The 21,547-nt window shown below is 39.5% G+C and carries 20 protein-coding genes and 1 riboswitch; of the genes, 9 read left to right on the forward strand and 11 right to left on the reverse strand.

Features of this window, described 5'->3' with window-relative positions:
- Positions 1-95 precede the first annotated feature (95 nt).
- Positions 96-1,004, forward strand: coding sequence for an ROK family protein (locus ACYVFA_RS23015; protein WP_460474220.1), 909 nt, complete (start codon positions 96-98; stop codon positions 1,002-1,004).
- A gap of 79 nt (positions 1,005-1,083) precedes the next feature.
- Positions 1,084-1,680 carry a DUF6962 family protein gene (locus tag ACYVFA_RS23020; protein ID WP_460474221.1) on the forward strand — a complete coding sequence of 199 codons (597 nt, stop codon included), beginning with the start codon at positions 1,084-1,086 and terminating at the stop codon, positions 1,678-1,680.
- Here the strand turns inward: ACYVFA_RS23020 and gatC are convergent, their stop codons facing one another.
- The 3 genes from gatC to ACYVFA_RS23035 form a co-directional block, all read right to left on the reverse strand.
- Positions 1,681-1,971 carry an Asp-tRNA(Asn)/Glu-tRNA(Gln) amidotransferase subunit GatC gene (gatC, locus tag ACYVFA_RS23025; protein ID WP_460474222.1) on the reverse strand — a complete coding sequence of 97 codons (291 nt, stop codon included), beginning with the start codon at positions 1,969-1,971 and terminating at the stop codon, positions 1,681-1,683. It lies immediately after the preceding gene.
- Positions 1,972-2,058: 87 nt separating this feature from the next.
- Positions 2,059-2,826 carry a lysophospholipid acyltransferase family protein gene (locus ACYVFA_RS23030; protein ID WP_460474223.1) on the reverse strand — a complete coding sequence of 256 codons (768 nt, stop codon included), beginning with the start codon at positions 2,824-2,826 and terminating at the stop codon, positions 2,059-2,061.
- A gap of 37 nt (positions 2,827-2,863) precedes the next feature.
- Positions 2,864-3,622 (reverse strand): TerC family protein, encoded by a 759-nt coding sequence (locus ACYVFA_RS23035; protein ID WP_460474224.1) that lies wholly within the window; start codon positions 3,620-3,622, stop codon positions 2,864-2,866.
- Positions 3,623-3,846: 224 nt separating this feature from the next.
- On the opposite strand from ACYVFA_RS23035, the gene ACYVFA_RS23040 reads away from it, so the two are divergent.
- Positions 3,847-5,313 (forward strand): tagaturonate reductase, encoded by a 1,467-nt coding sequence (locus tag ACYVFA_RS23040; RefSeq protein ID WP_460474225.1) that lies wholly within the window; start codon positions 3,847-3,849, stop codon positions 5,311-5,313.
- Between the two features lie 55 nt (positions 5,314-5,368).
- Here ACYVFA_RS23040 and ACYVFA_RS23045 read toward each other — a convergent pair whose 3' ends face one another.
- From ACYVFA_RS23045 to ACYVFA_RS23060, 4 genes are read right to left on the reverse strand one after another with little or no spacing between them, the layout of a single operon-like run.
- The gene (locus ACYVFA_RS23045; RefSeq protein WP_460474226.1) at positions 5,369-5,956 is read right to left on the reverse strand and encodes a 3'-5' exonuclease; all 588 of its coding nucleotides are present in this window, start codon (positions 5,954-5,956) and stop codon (positions 5,369-5,371) included.
- Between the two features lie 60 nt (positions 5,957-6,016).
- A complete protein-coding gene (locus tag ACYVFA_RS23050) occupies positions 6,017-7,504 on the reverse strand; it encodes an APC family permease (RefSeq protein WP_460474227.1) in 1,488 nt (495 codons plus the stop codon).
- Between the two features lie 24 nt (positions 7,505-7,528).
- Positions 7,529-7,927, reverse strand: a complete 399-nt coding sequence (locus ACYVFA_RS23055) for an NUDIX hydrolase (RefSeq protein WP_460474228.1) — start codon at positions 7,925-7,927, stop codon at positions 7,529-7,531.
- A gap of 2 nt (positions 7,928-7,929) precedes the next feature.
- On the reverse strand, positions 7,930-9,585 hold the full coding sequence (locus tag ACYVFA_RS23060; protein ID WP_460474229.1) for an amino acid permease: 1,656 nt from the start codon (positions 9,583-9,585) through the stop codon (positions 7,930-7,932).
- Positions 9,586-10,361: 776 nt separating this feature from the next.
- On the opposite strand from ACYVFA_RS23060, the gene ACYVFA_RS23065 reads away from it, so the two are divergent.
- Together ACYVFA_RS23065 and ACYVFA_RS23070 are read left to right on the forward strand one after the other, a co-directional pair.
- Positions 10,362-11,414, forward strand: coding sequence for an alcohol dehydrogenase catalytic domain-containing protein (locus ACYVFA_RS23065; protein ID WP_460474230.1), 1,053 nt, complete (start codon positions 10,362-10,364; stop codon positions 11,412-11,414).
- An 8-nt stretch (positions 11,415-11,422) separates the two neighbouring features.
- Positions 11,423-12,898 (forward strand): aldehyde dehydrogenase family protein, encoded by a 1,476-nt coding sequence (locus tag ACYVFA_RS23070; RefSeq protein ID WP_460474231.1) that lies wholly within the window; start codon positions 11,423-11,425, stop codon positions 12,896-12,898.
- Between the two features lies 1 nt (position 12,899).
- On the opposite strand, the gene ACYVFA_RS23075 is transcribed toward ACYVFA_RS23070, so the two are convergent.
- From ACYVFA_RS23075 to ACYVFA_RS23085, 3 genes are read right to left on the reverse strand one after another with little or no spacing between them, the layout of a single operon-like run.
- Entirely contained in the window at positions 12,900-13,394 is a 495-nt protein-coding gene (locus ACYVFA_RS23075) for a GNAT family N-acetyltransferase (RefSeq protein ID WP_460474232.1), read from the reverse strand.
- Positions 13,391-13,819, reverse strand: coding sequence for a barstar family protein (locus ACYVFA_RS23080; RefSeq protein WP_460474233.1), 429 nt, complete (start codon positions 13,817-13,819; stop codon positions 13,391-13,393). Before ACYVFA_RS23080 ends, ACYVFA_RS23075 begins: the two co-directional genes overlap by 4 nt.
- Before the next feature lie 57 nt (positions 13,820-13,876).
- A complete protein-coding gene (locus tag ACYVFA_RS23085; protein ID WP_460474234.1) occupies positions 13,877-14,173 on the reverse strand; it encodes a muconolactone Delta-isomerase family protein in 297 nt (98 codons plus the stop codon).
- A 152-nt stretch (positions 14,174-14,325) separates the two neighbouring features.
- Positions 14,326-14,423: riboswitch (TPP riboswitch) on the forward strand.
- A gap of 113 nt (positions 14,424-14,536) precedes the next feature.
- Between ACYVFA_RS23085 and ACYVFA_RS23090 the strand changes: the two genes are divergently transcribed.
- The gene (locus tag ACYVFA_RS23090) at positions 14,537-16,735 is read left to right on the forward strand and encodes a TonB-dependent receptor (protein WP_460474235.1); all 2,199 of its coding nucleotides are present in this window, start codon (positions 14,537-14,539) and stop codon (positions 16,733-16,735) included.
- Positions 16,736-16,793: 58 nt separating this feature from the next.
- Here the strand turns inward: ACYVFA_RS23090 and ACYVFA_RS23095 are convergent, their stop codons facing one another.
- Positions 16,794-17,546, reverse strand: coding sequence for a DeoR/GlpR family DNA-binding transcription regulator (locus ACYVFA_RS23095; RefSeq protein WP_460474236.1), 753 nt, complete (start codon positions 17,544-17,546; stop codon positions 16,794-16,796).
- A 614-nt stretch (positions 17,547-18,160) separates the two neighbouring features.
- Between ACYVFA_RS23095 and ACYVFA_RS23100 the strand changes: the two genes are divergently transcribed.
- The 3 genes from ACYVFA_RS23100 to ACYVFA_RS23110 are packed head-to-tail and all read left to right on the forward strand — an operon-like array spanning position 18,161 to position 21,452.
- Positions 18,161-19,492, forward strand: a complete 1,332-nt coding sequence (locus ACYVFA_RS23100) for an APC family permease (protein WP_460474237.1) — start codon at positions 18,161-18,163, stop codon at positions 19,490-19,492.
- Positions 19,493-19,544: 52 nt separating this feature from the next.
- Positions 19,545-20,483: a carbohydrate kinase family protein gene (locus tag ACYVFA_RS23105; RefSeq protein WP_460474238.1), complete on the forward strand. Its 939-nt coding sequence runs from the start codon at positions 19,545-19,547 to the stop codon at positions 20,481-20,483.
- 24 nt (positions 20,484-20,507) lie between these two features.
- Positions 20,508-21,452, forward strand: coding sequence for a Rossmann-fold NAD(P)-binding domain-containing protein (locus ACYVFA_RS23110; RefSeq protein WP_460474239.1), 945 nt, complete (start codon positions 20,508-20,510; stop codon positions 21,450-21,452).
- Positions 21,453-21,547: the final 95 nt, after the last annotated feature.

Consider the following 21,547-nt stretch of genomic DNA (forward strand, 5'->3'; position numbering starts at 1 on the left):
AGATTTATTTTTAATTTTGGGGTAAAATATGAAAAAACCTTTTTTAAAATATATTTTATAAATACTTACCGAATAAAATAACAAAACTATAATAGATGGCAACCGAATATTTGGGAATTGATATTGGCGGCACAAATGTCAAAATGGGCATTGTTGAAGCAGAGACAGGTAAACTTTCGAATTTTTACAGTCACGATACGGCAAGTTGGCGCAAATCAGGGCATTTTGTAGAACGTTTAGGTGATGCCATAGCGGTACAATTATCTGAAAACAAGAATATTCAGAAAGTAGGTATAGGTGTTCCGGGTCTGATAACCAGAGATCGCTCAACACTTATCGAAATTACAGCGATTCCTGAAATCAATGGAATTACCATTATCCCTGATTTAAAGGAGCGTTTCCCGAATCATGATTTCTTTCTGGAAAATGATGCTAATGCAGCAGCATTAGGAGAATATTACTTTGGCGAGGGCGACATTCCTGAGGATTATATCATGGTTACGTTAGGAACAGGTATCGGTGGAGCGGCTATTATAGATAAACAGGTATTTAAAGGTGGTGGCGGTAATGCCATGGAGCCGGGGCATATTCCATCGAAACACGGTCGAGTATTAGAGCGCAATATCGGTAAAAACGAATTGTTAGACCTGGCTAACGATATGAGAAAAGCCTACGCAGGTAAAACCCAATTGCCTGCTGACGGAACAATCTCAACTACCGGATTGGTAGCTGCTGCCGCAGAAGGTGATGAATTGGCACAAAAAGTATTCGACGAAGTAGGTGAAATGTTGGGTAGTGGTCTGGTATCAATGATCAGAATCCTCGACATTACAACTATCCTGATAGGCGGTGGCTTATCAGCTTCATTTGATTATATTATGCCGGCTGTCAACAAACAACTGGAGTACTGGTTGACACCATACTATATAAAAACATTAAATATCAAGAAAGCCACTTTAGGTAACGACGCCGGATTGCTAGGCGCCGCCAGCTTATGCTTCTGATATACTGATACCAAGGGAAGTGTGTTACATACTTCCCTTTCTTTTTCTCAATATTTCCCTTACTTTATGCTGTGTTACTATGGAAATATCTCATGCAATCTCTGACGCAATACTGGCCTTAATGGGCTTTTTTGTTTTCTTTCGCTATTTATACAAGCTTGATTTAGTGGTATGTCTGCTCTGGGAGGCTTTCGTATTATCGGTTACGGTAGCGGCATTTTTTGGCGTGCTTCGTTTCTTAGGGTTTTCTCCCTATGGATTGATGATTTCTGAGTTTTTCCAGCATCTGGCTGGTACGGTAGGAGGATTCTGTCTGGTATTTGTGACACTCTTTCTGGTTCTGAAAAAGCCTGTTCCGGTAAATTTTGCTTATGTGGTAGTAGCTTTAGGCTTTGTGGCTTTTGCGGTAGTAAGATTAACAGACAACCTACAAGTACTAAACGCCATTCTGACTATCTGTGTGCCCGCAGTTTTAATTCTGGGTATCATAGCATTAATCAGAGGAGAACGCTCAGTAGGCGCATGGCTGATTCTGGCTGTGATAGCCTTGGTGATGGGTACGTATAACAAGAGTTTTATGGCTAACTCTATCATTGATAATGTAGATATTTACCATTACCTACTGGCTATAAGTTTATTCTGTTTTGGCAGAGCTGCACGCCAGCAGATGTATTGATTATTGCTCAATTACTTTCGGTACCAGAAAGTATTCACCATCTTGTTTAGGGGCATTTTTCAAGCCTTTCTCACGCGTAAGCTGGTTTTTAGCTACATCTTCTCTGAAAACATTCACTTCTTCGCTCATGTGTGTCAGAGGCTCTACTTCTGTGGTATCCAGCTCTTTCAGTTGATCCATCCAGTCCAGAATTTTAGATAAATCCTCCACCATCTTTACCTCTTCCTGCTCGGTTAATTCTAAACGTGCCAGATGCGCTATTTTTTTTACAGTTTGCTGTTCTATTTTCATAGGGATACTATACTCTTTCGGTCGGACTGAAAATCCTGATTTGTTTTCTGATGCAAATGTACGGCTAATCCTGAAAAAAGGGTTTGCTTAATCCTGATATTTATTTAAAGTAGGCTGAATAACATCGAATACCTGTTTTTTCAGGGCTTCAACATCTTCTTTGGTCTTGCCTTTGGTTTCGATAGGTGTATGGAAAATAACTCTTATCGGATGCCACGACATCAATACTTCAGGCATTACTTTATAATTATCCAGTAATGAGATGGGAACAATCGGCACCTGGTTTTCGATAGCCATCGTAAAAGCCCCATCTTTGAAAGGTTGAACCATCTGTGGAAACTGGGTTGTATGAATTCCTCCTTCGGGAAAAATCATGATACTTCTGCCTGTCTTCAAGGCTTTAATAGAGCGCTTTAGTGCTTTTATTCGACTGTTTTTATCGCTTCTATCTACCTGTATATGCGCTTTGGAAAACATATAGCCAAACAATGGCACATTCTTTACCGAACTCTTACCCAGAAAGGCAAAATAGTTTTTGATGATGGCTCCCATCAGGGCAATATCCAGATAGCTGAAATGGTTGGCGCAAAATACGTAGGCTTGCTTGGGATCAAGTTTGGCTTCGTAGGTGATTTTTACTGGCATACCCGCCATAAAGAAGAAAATGCGCCCCCAGATTCTGTTGCAATAATGAACCACGATTTTCCATTCTTCTTTTTGCAGACTAATGAAGACGATGGGGTAGAACAGAAAGAAAATCAATAAAAACCAGAAAAGACACCAGCCTGTATAAAGCCAGGAGAATAATTTCAGAATGCCACGCATTGAGGTATGTTCAGGGGAATGATTATACAAATATATGTTTTAATCATTCCCCTTTGTAACTTTCAGATTATTTTATGTCTTTATGTAATTCGACAGGTTTAGTGGCCTTTTTACGCATCTTGATATTCAGCACTTCTACGAAGAACGAGAATGCCATAGAGAAGTATATATATCCTTTAGGTACGTGTACCTTAAATGCTTCGGCTACTAATAAGGTACCAATCATCACCAAAAAGGCTAACGCTAGCATTTTGACGGTAGGATGTTTTTCTACGAATCCACCAACAGTACCTGCAAACAAAAGCATGGCAATAGTTGATAATACTATCGAAACAGCCATTACATAAATATTGGTTGTCATACCGATAGCCGTAATGATAGAGTCAATAGAGAAAACGATATTGATAAGAGAAATATCAAAAATGGCTCTTGAAAGTTTTGAGGCTGTTTTCTTGCCCGATACATTTTCTTCGTGCCCCTCTAATTTATGGTGAATTTCAGTAGTTGATTTATATAATAAGAAAAGACCACCTCCTAGCAAAATCAAGTCTTTACCACTGAATCCTATATTAAATGGTAAGCCAATATCCTGAAGATTAAATAAATCTTTTTCTAAACCTAAAATCCAGCCTAATACAAAAAGTAAAGCGATACGTATAAACATCGCCATAATTAAGCCTATACGGCGTGCCTTTTTCTGCTCACCTTTTGGGAGTTTAGAAGAGATAATAGACACGAAAATGATATTATCTACGCCTAATACAATTTCTAAAAGTGTGAGGGTTACTATACTTGTCAACGCAGCGGTTGTAAAAATTTGTTCCATTTTTGTTTGATTACGATTTATTTGAGGACGAAATTATCAGTTTTCGGGCTTACAGCCAAATCTGAAATTGATAAAAGGATAGAAAATAAGTCGGTAACGTCTAAAAACTTGATGAAAATTGGGGTCTCCGCAAAAAAGTATTAGAATTAAATGGAATATTAGTTGATATACGCTCCCTGATTATCTATTTTTGTTCTATTCAATCTATTTTACGTTAACCTTTAATGAAACTTAATAAATCTTTACTTTCAGACCCTTCCCTAACGCAACTCCCTGAAAAAGTCTTACAATTTGGTACAGGTGTTTTACTTCGTGGCTTATGCGATTATTTTATTGACAAGGCTAATAAAGAGGGGATATTTAATGGTAGAATCGTAGTGGTTAAATCTACTGATTCGGGTGGAGCAGATGCTTTTGCTGAGCAGGATAACCTTTATACCATCTGTGTGAGAGGTATCGACAAAGGTGCGGCTAAGGAAGAAAATATCATTTCTGCGGCTATCAGCCGTGTTTTATCAGCACAAAGTGAGTGGGCGGCTATTCTTGAAACAGCCAGAAATCCGGCTATCGAAATCGTAATTTCTAATACTACTGAGGTAGGTTTGCAATATGTAGAAGAAAGCATTAACCAAACGCCTCCGGCTTCTTTCCCAGCCAAGCTTACTGCCTGGTTGTATGAAAGATTTCAGGCTGGCCTTTCGGGAACAGTTATTGTTCCGACTGAATTGATTGTGGGCAATGGGGATAAACTGAAAGAAATTGTTCTGCAATTATGCGCATTCAACCAATTGCCTGAGGCATTCGTACAATGGTTGACGAAAGAGAATAGTTTCTGTAATTCATTGGTTGACAGAATTGTGCCGGGTAAACCTAAAGGAGAAAGCCTGAAAGAACTGGATGCCAAGTTAGGTTATAAAGATGATTTGTTGACGATTGCCGAAGTGTATCGCCTATGGGCCATTGAAGGAGACGAGAAAGTAAAAGAAACATTATCTTTCTACGAGGCCGATCCGGGTGTAAAAATAGAAAAGAATATCGAACAGTATCGTGAGCTGAAATTACGTATGCTGAACGGGACACATACCTTGATGTGCGGTATGGCATTCCTTTCAGGGTTTGAGACTGTGAAAGAAGCCTTAGCTGATGAACTGACAGAGAAGTTTATCACGATTCTGATGACGACAGAAATTGTTCCGGCAATTCCTTATAAAATAGAGTCTAAAGTATGTCAACGCTATGGAAGAGAGGTATTAGACCGCTTCCGTAACCCATATTTAGAGCATCAATGGATAAGCATTACTTTGCAGTATACCATGAAGATGCGTATGCGTAATATCCCTTTATTGTTGAATTACTACAAAGAGTTTAATACAGTGCCGCAGTATTTTGCCCGTGGTTTTGCTGCTTATTTATTATTTATGCGTGCAGTGAAAGAAGAAAACGGTAAGTATTTTGGACAAAGGGGAGGGGAATTTTATCCGATTCAATGCGATTCTGCTGCTTACTTCCATAAAGTATGGCAGAACCATACTGCTGACGAAGTGGTAAAAGAAGTATTGGCCAATAAAGAACTTTGGGGAAGTGATTTAACCCAGCTTTCAGGATTTGCAGCTAATGTGAGTACGCACTTGTCTAATATGATGATGCTGGGCGTGCGCGAAGTGGCTTCTGCTTTGAATGTATATGCTTAAATAGAATTACTTTATTTAAATATGACAATGGCGAGAGAACCTCTCGCCATTATTTTTATCTAACCACCCGCCTCTTCAACAATTCAAAGAAACATCTGGCAGTAGATTCAATATCTATGCTCGCATCGTGGGCATCAGTTATCTGTTGACTGAAAAGCCTGAAATGTAATTCTTCCAGCGTTGGCCATTTGAAACCGAATTTGCCGGGAATCTTACAGAAATTGACTACGTTTCTGTCTTTCATCGTACAAAAGCTGCGCTTGGATACCAATGCCTTTGGGTCTAGCTTCTTCCTGATAAATTCTGCGCCGACAATAGCTTTATCAAACTCCACATTGTGCCCAATCAGAATAGCAGATTCATTTACTGCCTGATGAAATAAACTCAGTACCTGCATTAAATCCTGCCCCTCTACCAATGCCTGTTGGGTAGTGATACGGTGAATTCGCGTAGCTTCTGATGGAATAACATAGCCCTCAGGTTTGATAATATAATTATGTTTGCCAACGAGAGAACCATCTTCGTGATACAGCAGAAAAGCTAATTGCACCATTCTCGGCCAGTTCTGAACGGCGCTGATAGGGGCATTATAATTATGGGGTAAACCCGTAGTTTCGGTGTCAAAAAACAGGATTTTTCTCATAGAGATAAAAAAACGCTCTTCCTCGTAAAGAAAGAGCGTTCAAACGATATAATTGTGTCTTTACTCTTTCTTGCCAGGTTTATCTTCTGCTGTATTAATAGAATCAGCTCCGTTCTTATTAAACCAGAAATAAACCGGAATCCCGATGGCAACAATGCCTAAGCCCGGATAAGTAAATTGTGGTTTCTCTTTCACTAATATTAAAACGATAATAGAAGCCACAATCACATATAACATCGGAATAACCGGATAACCCGGTGCTTTTATCGGGCGCTCAGCCTCTGGCATTCTGCGACGTAAGATGAATATGCCATAGATAGTAAAGGCATAGAACAGAATTACGATACCCATCAGGTAATCTAATAAATCACCATATTTACCAGTCAGACACAAGAAAGATGCCCAGAAACATTGCCACCAAAGCGCATTTTTAGGAACACCGCGATCTGATAATTTCCCGAAGTTTTTGAAGAACAAACCATCTTTAGCCATTGTATAATATACACGGGCACCCGATAGAATCAAACCATTGTTACAACCAAAAGTAGATACCATAATGAGCATAGCTACCACTATGGTAAGGGTTTGTCCACCAATCAGATTTGCCGCTGCCGCAGCTACTCTGTCTTCACTCGCAAACTGAATCCCTCTGCTGAATACATCTGCGCCATCAGGCGAGCCTTTTAGTGGTAGGATACACAAATAAGCAATGTTCATTAATATATATAGAACCGTTACTACCAATGTTCCGATAGCCAAGCCTCTTGGAATTGTTTTCTTCGGCTCAACCACCTCGTCACCTGCAAAGGTCAAGCCATTCCATGAATCGCTTGAAAACAAGGTGCCAACTTGTGTTACCCCTAAAGCCAGAACAATCGCAAAGCCACTGATAGCTGTAGTAACCCATTCGCCGTTTACTTCTTTTATGCTTGAAGCCTCAAACATATTGGAAAAATTCTGAGAAATTACATCAGCATTAGCACCTAAGATAAAGCCCAGGATAATCAACAAAGCAATAGCAGCTAATTTGGTAGTACTAAAAACATTCTGAATCATTTTACCTTCTTTCACACCTCTGGTATTGGCGTAGGTCAGAATGATAATACTGATAATTGCCAGCAATCGTTGGGAGGTGAGTTTGAAAGAAGTATCGCCAATGGAAAAAAACACGTGCTTGTCACTAATGAAATCAGGGAAAAGAACGCCTGAATATTTAGCGAAAGCTACTGCAACGGCTGCAATGGTACCCGTCTGAATTACTGCAAAGAATGACCAGCCATAGAGGAAGCCTGTTAATTTGCCATAGGCTTTTTGCAGGAATACATATTGTCCTCCGGCGTGTGGAAACATAGCCGTTAGTTCACCATAGCAGAGTGCGCCTACCATAGTCAGGACTCCGGCTAATAACCAGGAGGCAAGAAGCCAGCCTGTTGAGCCAACCTGACGGGCTACGTCGGCACTCACAATGAAGATTCCAGAGCCAATCATAGACCCTGACACGAGCATCACAGCATCGTATAAGCGGATTTCCTTCTTGAAATTTGCCAATTTGATTAGGGGTTAGGTTTTTTATTAATAGATGATATTCTCTTTTTTCAGATAGTCAAAAATAATCTGGTCAACAGCTGAGCTTTTACCTTTATCTGCATACGTCAGCCACGCTAATTCCTCAATCTCAGCAGCAGGTTTTAATTCTCCTTCATAATTAGCCAGATAGCAAGTCATAACTACTGTGATTCCCTCGGCGTGTCCATGTGCCTGTGCCTCAAATTTTCCGAAGAATTGTAACGATTCCGGTAAGAGGTCGACTGTTAGCTCTTCTTTTATTTCCCTTGTCAGAGCAGCTGAATCGCTTTCTCCTTCCTCTCTTTTTCCACCCGGAAAATAGTAAGTGTCTTTCCCTTTGCTACGAGTGCTTAAAATCTTCTGGTCAACTATATATATCCAGGCCAGTTTATCAATCCACTTCATGCTTATTTCTTCGCTAATTTACTATTTTGATAGCCATAAGCAAAATATATTACCAAGCCGATAATCATCCAGATAATAAACATTCGCCAGTTTGACCAACCTAATTCGGTCATCAGGTAAAGATTGGTTAAAATACCCAGCACAGGTAATAGAGAGAAATTATACTTGAAACTCATGATAGCCAAGGCTAACCATATAAGCCAGAAAACAAAAAGCAGTGGTCTTTCTTCCAGATGTTGCATCACATCTCCTTGTGAATACGTTAAATATAAACCTACCAGCAATAAAGGTGCTGCAAAGTATTTGGCATTCACATACGGAATCTTGAATTTAGCATCTTTGCTTAAGCCTTTGGCATCTAAAATTAAAACACCTGCGCAAACTAATATAAAGGCAAAGAAAGTACCTACACTGGTCAAATCAACAAAGAAACTCATTTTGAAGAAAAGCGAAGGAACGGCTACCAGAATACCAGTAATGATTGTAGCAAAGCCCGGAGTTTTAAATCTAGGGTGAATCTCACCGAATTTCTTTCCTAATAATCCATCGCGGCTCATGGTCATCCAGATACGTGGTTGTCCGATTTGGTAGGCTAATAAGGCGCTGGTGATAGCTACAACCGCACTAACTGAAATAACGCCTGCTACAAAATTAAAACCTACTTTAGAGAATACATAAGCTAAAGGATCGGCTACGTTTAACTCTTTATAACTCACCATTCCGGTTAGTACAGTGGTAATTAATACATAAAGAACGGTACAAATAAGTAAGCATAACAACATGGCTCTTGGCAGGTCTCTCTGCGGATTTTTGGCTTCTTCGGCAGTGGTTGAGATAGAGTCAAAGCCGATAAAAGCAAAGAATACTGAGGCGACCCCACTTAATACACCATTCACACCATTTGGTGCAAAAGGCGACCAGTTTTCAGGTTTTACGTAGAAAACCCCCACAATAATCACCAATAAAATAACGCCCATTTTAAGCGCTACCAAAATATTACTCGCATTACGTGATTCTTTGATACCAATATAACAAAGCGAAGTAATTAAAACTGTAACCAAGCCGGCCGGTAGATTGAAAATCAGTTTAATAAAGCCTAAGTCAGGTGCTGCTGCAAAGGCATTGGCTAATACTTTCATGCCTTCAGTAATGTCAGGGCCGCCAGCCTGAACCGCTTCGTAAGCTTCTTTGGCTGATGTATAATCTGTCGCCAGCCACATTGGGAAATGAATGCCGAAGCCTTCGAGCATAGAAATAAAATAGCTCGACCAAGAAATGGCGACCACCATATTAGATACACCATACTCCAATATTAATGCCCAGCCGATAATCCAGGCGATTACTTCTCCAAAAGATACATACGCATATGTATAGGCACTTCCACTCACAGGTACCATTGAGGCAAACTGAGCATAACTCAGCGCCGTGAAAACGCAGGCAATTGCCACAAATACAAAGAGCAATGATACGGCAGGCCCACCATTGAAACTTGCCAGCCCGATGGTACTGAAGATTCCGGCACCGATGATGGCAGCAATCCCAAGGGTAGTCAGGTCTCTTACGCCAAGAATCTTGTCCAATGAATGTCCTTCATTGCCTTTTTTTGCTTCTTCTATCGCTTTGTTGACATCCTTCCTACGAAAAAGTGAAGTACTCATAAGTGTAGAGGTATTAGGGTTTTATTCGTTTGTTATGGTATATTCTTCAAAACTATCGAAAAAAGGCTAATACTAATCTATGAAATGTAAATTTTTTATCGAACGAAGTGTATTTTTACTCGTCTTTTTTCAGATTATCGTATTTCAGAAAGTGATTTGTCTGAGATTTTCTTCCGGAAAAACTTGTCTATCTTTTTTTCCTTAACTACATTTGAAAATGCAACTTGTCTAGACAAGTAAATATTGAAAATTGCTAAAATCGAATAGTTATATCTGGCAAGGGCGCGGCAAATAATATTGTAGTATGATTTTACCAGAAAACACTCCAAACACTTGGAAAACACAAGGCTAAGTCGGAAATTAGTGGAGGTCCGGTTGGTAAGGCTAAGGCTTGGATAATAATCCATAACTAGCGATTCACAACTATCTATCGGCATAATAACATTATAATTGAGCAAAAGAAAGTTAAGAATGGTGACTAAAGGTAAGCCGAAAAAGGTAGACGCTACGGTGAATACCTTTTGTAATTATGACTTTATAACAAAATTGCAATGGAGCAAAAGAAAATCAGGAAAGGTGACTGAACAGAAGCCGAAAAAGGTAGACGCTACGGTGAATACCTTTTGTAGATATGACCTTATAACAAAATTTCAATGAAGAAAAAGAAAGTCAGGAAAGGTGAATAAAAGCGGTGCCGAAAAAGGTAGACGCTACGGTGAATACCTTTTATAGTTATGGCCATTTCATTAATATTAAATCAATTAAAATATAGCAAAGTGAAAGCAGCAGTTTATCGTGGAAAAGAAGAAATACTGGTTGAAGACGTGAGCATACCAAGCCTGGAAGAAGGAGAAGTTTTATTAGAGATAGAAGCCTGTAATGTATGCGGAACGGACTTACGAACCTATCGGCACGGAGATAAAAAAATAACACCTCCACGTATTCTGGGTCACGAGTTTTGTGGCAGAGTGGTTGAGTCCAGGAGCCCGGAGACAGATATAAAAGTAGGTGATAGAGTGCTGATGTATATTGTTTTATCTTGTGGAGAATGCCGTTACTGCAAAGCCGGACGTGAGAATTTATGTCAGAATCGCACGACCATGTCGTACCATTTAGACGGCGCTTTTGCCCCTTATATGAAAGTTCCGGCAAAGGCTGTTCGCCGAAAACAATTGTTTAAGGTAAATGAAGATATGCCTTCTGAATACCTGAGCCTTGCTGAGCCTTTGGGTTGTGTGATTAATGCACATGGCCGTGGAAGATTGGAAGTGGGCTTAAAAGATAAAGTTGCTATTATTGGTGCCGGGCCAATCGGGGTGATGCATGCCTTGGTTTCTCGTTTTCAGGGAGCGCAGCAGGTTGATATGTATGATGTTATGCAAACACGCTTAGAGAAAGCTACACAATTTGATATTGACCATGTAGTAAAGGTAGATAAAGAGAATGGACATCTGGAACGCGCCCTTGAGTTGACTGAGGGATTAGGATACGATGTAGTAATTGTAGCCGTAAGTGTAGCCCAGGCGCAGGTTGATGCGCTTGAAATAGCCGGAAAAGCAGGAAGAGTGGAATTTTTCGGTGGATTGCCTAAAACAAATCCTTTTGCTACCTTAAATACCAATCATCTGCATTATAAAGAGTTAAGGATTAGCGGCTCTTATTCAGAAAAAATGAGTGATTTTCAGGCAGCTACTGCTTTGGTGCAAAAGAAGAATTTCCCTTCGGATAAGATAGTGACGCATGTTCTACCTTTGGATAGAATCACCGAGGCATTTACTCTGATGGAGTCAGGCGAGGCGTTGAAAGTAAGTATTAAACCTAATCTTTAAGACCTGAAATGAATACTGAATTGATAGCCGAGGTAAAAGGGCGCATATGGGGACTTTTTATTGATGGTAAGTCAGACCCGGCAGCAGATGAATCAACCATTACTATTAAATCTCCGGCTAATGGAGAATCCATTGCTACAATTGCCCGTGCTACGGCAGAAGATGTAAACAGAGCGGTGGAAACAGCACAGATAGGGTTTAAAGAATGGTCAAAACTGACAGCTTATCAGCGTGAAAGTGTAATTAAAAAGGCCACGGCCTATGTGAGAACCCAGGCCGACCGCATTGGTATGCTGATGGCTTTGGAACAAGGCAAGCCTTTCAACCAATCTAAATCAGAAATTATTGGCTCTTGTGATACCTTAGATTATTTTGCTGCAGAGGGTGTCCGGGTTGAAGGATATGTAAATCAGACTGAGAAAACAGACTTGTTTTCTATGGTCAAATACTATCCGGTTGGGGTTTGTGCTTTAATTACACCCTGGAATTATCCTGTTTCTCTCTTATCATGGAAACTAGGCCCGGCTTTGGCAGTGGGCTGTTCGGTAGTGGTAAAACCTACAACTGTTACGCCACTCTCACCCATGGCGTTTTGTATGGCGTTGGTAGAAGGTGGTATTCCGGCTAAGGTTATTGGTGTAGTAACAGGACAGGGGGCAATAGTGGGTGATATTCTTGCCAGGCATCCTTTGGTAAAAAAAGTAGCCATGACAGGCTCTACTGAGACGGGCAAAAAACTGATGCAAACGGTAGCGCCTTATCTAAAGAAAATCTCTTTAGAATTAGGTGGCCAATGCCCTGCTATTGTTTGCGAAGATGCGGATATACAAAATGCTGCTTTTGTAGTAGCCTATAAAGGTTTCAGAAATATGGGGCAATCTTGTAGTAGTGTCAATCGGGTATATGTGCATGTATCCAGGCATCAGGAGTTTGTAGAAGAACTAAAAAAGCAGGCTGAAAAATTAACGATTGGAGATGGCGTGAGCGATGGAGCCGTAGATTTAGGCCCAATGGCAACCGCAGATGGGGTATTAACTTCAAAACTCCATGTAGAAGATGCCATTGGCAAAGGTGCTTCTTTAGTGACAGGGGGGAGAGCACCACAAGGTGAACAGTATGAAAAGGGGCATTATTTTTTGCCTACTATACTGGATAACTGTAATGCTTCTATGAAAGTGATGCAGGAAGAGACTTTTGGTTGTGTAGTGCCTGTAGAAACTTTTGAAACATTGGAGGAAGCGATTGAAAAAGCGAATAACACGAACTATGGTCTGGTAGCTTATGCTTTTACAAAGGACTTTAAAACCAGTATGCAGCTAGGGGAGCAATTAGAAGCCGGAACTGTATGTATCAATAATGGTGCCGTGAATACTAATTATGCACCCTATGCAGGTTGGAAAGATTCGGGCTATGGGGTGGAACTATCAAGAAATGCAGTTTATGAGTATCTTGAAACCAAGCATATTAAGATAGAGGGGATTTAGGTTACACCCGATACATAGCATAAATGTGCTCGTCGTAGAGTTCTCCCTCTTTGATAAGCGATTTTTTGAGGATAGCTTCCTTTTCGAAGCCTGCTTTTTCAAGCACTCGCATGGAGGGAATATTATATTCAAATACCCCGGCATAGATGCGGTAGACATCGTAGTTGGCGAAAGTATAGTTGACTATATCAAGGATTGCCGTTGAGATAATCTGGTTGCCCCAGTAGGCTTCACCCAGCCAGTAACCTATCTCGGCATTTTTACGATAGATATCATCTTTCAATAAAATACCAATTCCGCCTACCGCTTTGTTTTCCACCTGAATAGCAAAACTCTCGGCTGAATTTGAGGCAATGTTTACCCACTCATACGCATCTGTAATAGTATAAGGATATGGGAAAACATCTTTCAGATTTCGCCAGATTTTGTAATTGTTGGCATTTTCGACCAATGATTGTTCATCGCCTGATTGCCATTTTCTCAGGAAGAAATTCATTTGGTATCTTTTCGGTAGCTGATTTCCTGTTTGTCTAATAACTCTCTGATACGAGGGCTATCGGCAAAGGCAAAGATAAGCTCTTTTTTCGGCAAATCTTCGTCTTCATCTTCCCAACGCCAGTCTTCACAGATGGCATCAAGGAGATTCAATAAAGTGCCGATTTTTTCAGGATTACGCTCTTTTTCTATGAAATGTTCAGACGGAGAAATGTAGACTACGATTTTTTCATCTTCGAGCCATGATAAGTCGCTTAGCATTTCATCCAATGAGTCACTGGTGAAGCCAAACTCTTCCGGAAAGGCGAGTGCATCACCAATTTCCTCATAAAAGCCTCTTAGTGTGAGCGTTTTATGACCGTCAAGTTCAATGATTGAATAATCGGCAGGTAAGTCTAAATTTTTGACAACGAGAAAATTAGGCATGGGTTTTGGTCGGCAGTAAAATATATAAAACGTGGTCTGTTAGAAGACCACGTAGTATTAGTTCAATGAAAAAGTAGGCACTTTCATCACCACAGAATTATTAAACATCAGTTCTGTAATGGTTGGGCGCATATAATCGATTAATGGAAATTCAGCAATAATATCCATTACTTCTAGTTCGTCCTGGGCATTGATAATACACCAGAGCCTGCTTCTGTCAGACGATAGCGCATAAGAATACATTTTTCCCTCTTCTAACAATTGATTTACAGCAATTCGTTGATAAGGAATTTTGGCAATAAAACCCTCCGGAAAAGGAACGGGCAAATCAAATTCCACCATAAATTGAGTCATAATCTCTCCTAATTTTAATAAAACAATGCACAAAATCTATACCACACTTCGTTGTCTACTTTGGGTTTAAATCAGTGACTCGTTGGTTAGGTTATAAATTTCTATCACTAATATAAACAAGTTTTCATGAAAAAACGTTTTCTTTGCAAAACTTATCTCAAAAGGGGTGCCTTAATATAACGGGCTGAGATTATACCCATCGAACCTGATGCAGGTAATTCTGCCGAAGGGAGAGAGAATAGTACTATAGATGCGCAGCTATAGGACTGTTTGCGATTTCCAAATAAAATTTTGTTTCACCAATAGAGCCTTTTGGGCTCACAAGATTTTACTCCTTTACCTTGTTAAAATTTTCGTTATCCAATGAAAAAATTAACAAACGATGTTCTAAGCATTCTTTTCAAACAACAAAAATCTCTTAGAAAGGCCGTTTCGGCATTTGTCTTGTTTCATGCCTTTTTTACTGTCGCTTTGGCACAGGATGATTCTACCAGAATCAAAGAATTAAACGAAGTAGTAGTAAAGTCTACCCGTGCAAATGAAAAAACAGGGATGGCTTTTACGAATGTCTACCAGCGAGACATCAAAAAGCAGAACCTGGGACAGGATATGCCGTTTTTATTGAATCAATTGCCCTCGGTAGTCGTGAGTTCTGATGCCGGAGCCGGAGTAGGGTATACAGGTATCCGTATCCGTGGTTCAGATCCTACCCGCATCAACATTACCTTAAATGGCGTTCCTTATAATGATTCTGAATCGCAAGGTACTTATTGGGTAAATATGCCCGATTTCGCTTCAAGTGTACAAAGCATTCAGGTTCAGCGCGGGGTTGGAACCTCAACCAATGGATCAGGAGCTTTTGGTGCGAGTCTGAACATCAATACCTTAGGATACGAGCGCGAAGCTTTCGGGGAAACCAACCTGTCGTATGGCTCTTTCAATACCATGAAGGCCAACATATTAGCAAGTACGGGCTTATTGAATAACCATTTTGTGGTAGATGCCCGTTTATCAAAACTGGTATCAGATGGATATGTAGATAGGGCCAGCTCAGATTTAAAATCTTTCTATGTATCAGCTGGATACTACAACAAAAGTAATTTTGTCAGACTCAATGTTTTTTCCGGTAAAGAACGCACCTATCAATCATGGAACGGAGTACCTGAAAGCCTGCTGAAAACTGACCGAACCTACAATGCCTATACTTATCCTAATCAGGTTGATAATTATCAGCAAGACCATTATCAGTTGATTTCTTCTTTTAAGTTAAGTAATGATTGGACATTCAATCCGACTTTGCATTATACCAGAGGAAAGGGGTATTATGAGGAATTTAAAGAAGCCGCTGATTTATCAGCCTATAATTTGCCTGCTGTAATAATCGGTGGAGATACAATAGCCAGTACTGATCTGGTAAGAAGAAAATGGCTCGACAATCATTTTTATGGTATTACTTACTCATTAGATTATCAAAGTCATAAAAAACTGTCGGCTAATATTGGTGGTGCCTGGAACCGTTATGACGGGCATCATTACGGTGAAGTAATCTGGACGAAATTTGCCATGACACCCTCAAACGATTATCGTTGGTACCAGAGTCATTCTATCAAAACCGACTTTAATATTTTCGGAAAGCTATTCTATCAGGTAACTGATCAATTTAATCTTTTTGGCGATGTGCAATATCGTACAGTAGCCTATGACATGAAAGGAATTGCCGATAAATTGCAGGACATTACCCGCAATACTTCTTTCCAGTTCTTTAATCCTAAACTGGGGTTGAATTATCAGTTAAATAGCAAAGCATCTGTATATGCTTCTTACGCCGTAGGCAATAAAGAGCCTAACCGCACGGATTTTATAGACAATGTAAAAGTGCCGAAACCTGAACACCTGGAAGACCTAGAATCGGGTTATCGTTGGGCGAGTCAGACATTTAGTTTTGATGGAAACTTCTATTACATGAACTATAAAAACCAGTTGGTTTTAACCGGGCAGGTAAATAGTGTAGGGGAGGCGATTCGTGTGAATGTACCCAAAAGTTACAGAGCAGGAATAGAACTCGTTGTCAGCTGGAAATTTGCGCCACAATGGCGGTTGAATGCCAATGCTACTTTCAGCCAGAATAAGATTAAAAACTTTACTGAAACTGTAGTAAATTATGATGGAGACCCTGATAAAATCAATCAATTTGCCAAAACAGATATTTCGTTTTCTCCAAATGTAATTGCAGGCGGACAATTATCCTATTCTCCTATTAAAAATCTGGAATTTACCTGGTTGCCAAAATATGTAGGCAAACAATATATGGATAATACATCGGATGATAACCGTAAACTGAATGCCTTTTTCGTAAACGATTTACGAGCGAATTATACCATTAATCCAAAAATCGTGAAAGAAATTACTTTTAGTGTATTAGCCAATAATATTCTCAATCGTTTATATGAATCAAATGGCTATACCTATAGTTATATTTATGACAAACAGATAACTACTGAGAACTACTATTATCCTCAAGCAGGGACTAATTTTTTGGTAGCTATAAAAGTTAGATTGTAGAAACTTTTCTCTTCATCCCGGTCCTCCTTTACAGTAGGGAAGGACTGGGAAAGGGATTTTAAATTATCTCCACCCGCTTCCCCTGAAATGCCTGCAAAGCCTCATCCATAGGATTCAGATGAGTTATCATATAATCAATTTCTGAGAAGTCGCATACTTTATAAGATTCGTGCAAATGTAGTTTTTCTTCAATCGCACAGCAGACTGTTTTCTTGGCTGAGCGCATCATCTTCTGTTTAATCAATGATTCTTCATAATGTCTGATACTTAAGCCTTTATCTGGGTCTATACCATTAATGCCTATAAAATAATAGTCGGCATTGAGATGTTCGAGTTGATGATACACCTCTGTACCAAGAGTAATCTGATAACGTTTGAAATAACTGCCTCCTAACAAAATTACTTCAAGCGTAGGATGATCATTTAATACCATTGCCAGAGCCGGGCTATTGGTTACAATGGTAGCTTCCAGCATTTTGGGCAATTGCTGTGCCATGAAGAAATTAGTCGTGCCACCATCCATGATGATGGTCTGATGATTTTCGAAGAGAGTCAGAGCTTTTTTTGATAAGATACTTATCTCTTCACTCCCCCCATTTCCTTTCTTGTTATCATTTACCATGGGCAGGTATGAGTTGATAACGGCTCCGCCATGTACTTTTTTCAGTAGCCCTTTATCTTCTAATTCAATAATATCCCGACGAATACTGTCGTAGGAAACATTCAGAAACTTACTTAAATCGTTGAAATTAATTTTCTTGTGGGTGGTAAGTTTCTCCAAAATGAGTGCTTGTCTTTCTTCTTTAAGCATAGTTTTGCAAAGTGTTTCGCAAATATTGCAAAATTTTGCAATATTTTCTTGCATCATATCATTTATTTTGCATATATTTGCATCAGTTAACCTATACTGTAACTTATGATGTAAGGACTTAACCTTTGGAATACGTTCATGAGGCGATTCCAAAGGTCTTCATCAAAGTAATAATATTTGTGAGTAGATAGATGATTTTTTGCGTTTGATATAATTTTTGATGTTATATACACTTTTTTTTACCTTAGTTAAATAGATGGTTTATGGGAAAGGTCGAAACGCTTGATTTCGACCTTTTTGTTTTTATTAAAATAATTTTCGCCGTAATCAGTTTATAAGAGCATGTTTAAAAACTATGATTCTACTTGCAAAGAGTAGAGTAACAAATTTAAGCATGTTTTAAAATTTTCTTCCTATATCAAAATAAACTAATTTTTATTTACGTTTTATATTCAAAACCTTCTGATACATAATGAATTGACTTGTACTGATTTACGTGCTAACCTATTATGATTTTTGTGGCCTGTTTCAGAAAAGCCAAATCTTGTTTTTCTTCTATTTATTTCATTTTTCTGTTTAATTGCTATATTCGTTAAAATTATTCAAACGAAAGCATGGCTCCTGAAAAAAACAAAGGTGAACTTCTCAAACTTCTTGGTGTTGGTTTTGGTATTGCAGTAACAATCGGCGGAACTATTGGTACGGGTATTTTGCGTAAACCCGGCCCTATCGCTGCCAACCTCGGTGACTCTTCACTCATCATGCTGGTTTGGGTTTTAGTGAGCATCTATGCTTTTTTGGGAGTTTTGTGTGCCATCGAATTAGGGGTTTCTGTGCCTAAAGCAGGAGCCTGGTATATATACGCTCGCAGAGCCTTTGGTGACTACGTCGGTTTTGTAACGGGTATTACAAGCTGGATGGGAACAGTAGCAGCTTTGGGTTTCGGTGCTTATACCATGAGCGAGTTTATAGCTCTTATGCTACCCGATACTGAGCCTGTAATCAGATATATGGCGATAGGAATCCTGATTTTATTAATGTCGTTTCACTGGTTGGGTACTAAATCAGCAGGGCGTTCTCAGGAAATCCTTTCATTCTTTAAAGCTATTGGTTTATTCGCCTTTGTTATTATCTGTTTTGTATATGGCGGCGATGTGAAAAGCGCTGAATTGGTAGATACTACTGAAAGAGTGAGCAAACCTGCTTTATTAACTGGATTAATCGTTTCTCTGCAATCTGTATTCTATACTTTTGATGGTTGGCATACAGCTGCTTATTTTTCAGAAGAAAATACCGACCCGGCCAAGAACTTACCCAAATCAATGATTAGTGGCGTATTGGTCATTGTAGCTATTTACCTGCTGGTTAATTTGGCTATTCTATATATCATGCCAATGGATATGCTGGTTAGTTCTAAATTAGCTGCATCGGATGCAATTAAGTTGATATTTGGTGAAAAATCAGCTAAAGTTGTTACCTTTTTTCTGACACTTTCAATTTTTGGTATTCTTAATGCCCAGATTATGTTCTCACCACGTGTCATTTATTCGATGAGCAGGGATGGGCTTTTCTTTAAGGCGGCACAGAAAGTGAATAGTGGTGGAACACCATCTATTGCTATGCCTTTAACAGGTATTTGTTCAATCTTGTTGATTTTAAGTGGAAAAGATACCTGCGAAAAGCTCTCAGATATTGCCGTTTTCTTCTTTGTATTATGCTATATTGCCGGATTCGCCAGTTTAATTATGCTACGCGTAAAAGAGCCTGAACTACCAAGACCTTATAAAGTGGCAGGTTATCCGTTTATCCCATGGTTATTAATTGTTATCTCTCTTTTGTTTTTGGCAGGGGCTATCTATCAGGATATCCGAAGCAGTGGTTATGCTTTAATCTTCTTGATTGTAAGTTATCCTTTATACTTATTGACTAAAAAATTAAATCAATAGCCTCTTGTTATTATTTTTCAAATAACCATATTTGTGGCAAATTTCCTGACCTATGAGCGAGAAAAAATATGCCCTTCTAGCTATTGGAGAATTGTTGGTCGATTTTATTGGCACTGAGCTGACAGATAATCTGTTAAGCACAGAAAAATTTCAACGTTTTCAGGGTGGTAGTCCGTCAAATTTGGCAGCAAATATGGCTCGATTAGGGAATCAGACTGCCATTGTCTCTTGTGTGGGGAAGGATAATCTGGGTACTTATCTAATAGATAAAGTGAAGGAGACAGGCGTTGATGCCAATTATGTGGTGATTGACGAATTGGCTCCGACAACTATAGTAGTGGTTTCAAGGTCGAAAGGCACACCTGATTTTATTGCCTATCGCGAAGCCGACCGTATGATTCAATCGGCGCATATATCGGATGATTTACTAAAAAATGTATCTGTTTTTCATACCACTTGTTTTGCCTTAAGTAGAAATCCAGCACAAGAAAGTATTGTAGAAGCGGCAGGAAGAGCAGCCAGGTTAAAATGTCAATTGAGCATAGATTTAAACTACGCTCCGCAAATATGGACAGACAGAACCAATGCGCATGAAGTGGTAAAAGCTTATGTATCCAATGGGGCATTTGTAAAAATGAGCGAAGATGATGCCGAGCGGTTTTATGGTAAACCGATAGAGCCTGACCAGACTATTGCTGATTTTCATCGCTGGGGAGCAAAACTGATATGTTTTACGTTAGGAAGTAAAGGAAGTATTATTTCGAGTAACCAAGGACGTTCGAGAGTTATGATAGAAGGAAGGAAGATAGAGGTGAAAGATACTACTGGCGCAGGAGATTCTTATTGGGCAGGTTTTCTGACTGCTTATCTGGATGGCTTTTCACCTGAAATTTGTGCCAAAGCAGGGGCAAATATGGCTGCTTTAAAATTAAGTACCTTAGGTCCGTTACCAGCCGAAGTTGATAAAGCTTTATTATATCATTCATTATAGTATCCGATTATTTACCAAAGAAAGATGAGAAATTTTATTTCGTTGAAAGATGTTGAGAATGTTCAGGAATTAGTAAATGAAGGAATTCGTCAGAAAAAATCACCTTTCGCCGACCAGGCCTTAGGAAAAAACAAAACCATAGGCTTGATCTTTTTTAACCAGAGTTTAAGAACCCGCCTAAGCACTCAAAAAGCTGCTGAGAATCTGGGTATGAATGTGATGATGATGAATGTGGGGCAGGATAGCTGGCAACTGGAGATGGAAGATGGAGTAATAATGAATGGTGATAAAGCCGAACACGTAAAAGAAGCAGCGGCTGTAATTGGCAGCTATTGCAATATAATAGCGGTACGAGCTTTTGCCGGGCTACAAGACCGTGCAACAGATTATCGGGAGATTGTGATGGAGAAATTCAAGCAATATGCAGGCGTGCCTATTGTAAACCTGGAATCAGCTACCCGTCACCCTTGCCAGTCTCTGGCTGATTTGATTACCATCAAAGAGCATAAGAAAACTGAGCGCCCCAAGGTAGTATTAACCTGGCTGCCGCATTTTAAACCGCTGCCACAAGCAGTAGCTAATTCTTTCTGCGAATGGGTAAATCAGACTGATTACGAGTTTGTCATTACTCATCCCGTAGGCTATGAACTAGCTCCTGAATTTGTAGGCAATGCCAAGGTAATCTATGAACAGAACGAAGCTCTGAAAGGAGCTGATTTTGTGTACGGTAAAAACTGGTCTTCATATACACATTACGGACAGGTCTTAACACAAGACTCATCCTGGATGATTACTCAGGAGAAAATGGCATTAACCAACAATGGTCTGTTCATGCACTGCTTACCTGTACGCAGAAATCTGAAAGTGACTGACTGGGTGCTTGACAACCAATCGGTAGTGATCCAGCAAGCGGCAAACAGGGAATGGTCGGCACAGGCTGTTTTAAAGAATATCCTGCAAGAATTGTAGGAATAAAATTTACCAATCAATCATATTTTATTGGTTATATAAAACGTTTTACTCAGAAAATCACCCAATTAGTCGGGTGATTTTCTGATATAATA

This window comes from Emticicia fontis (genome assembly GCF_054779675.1).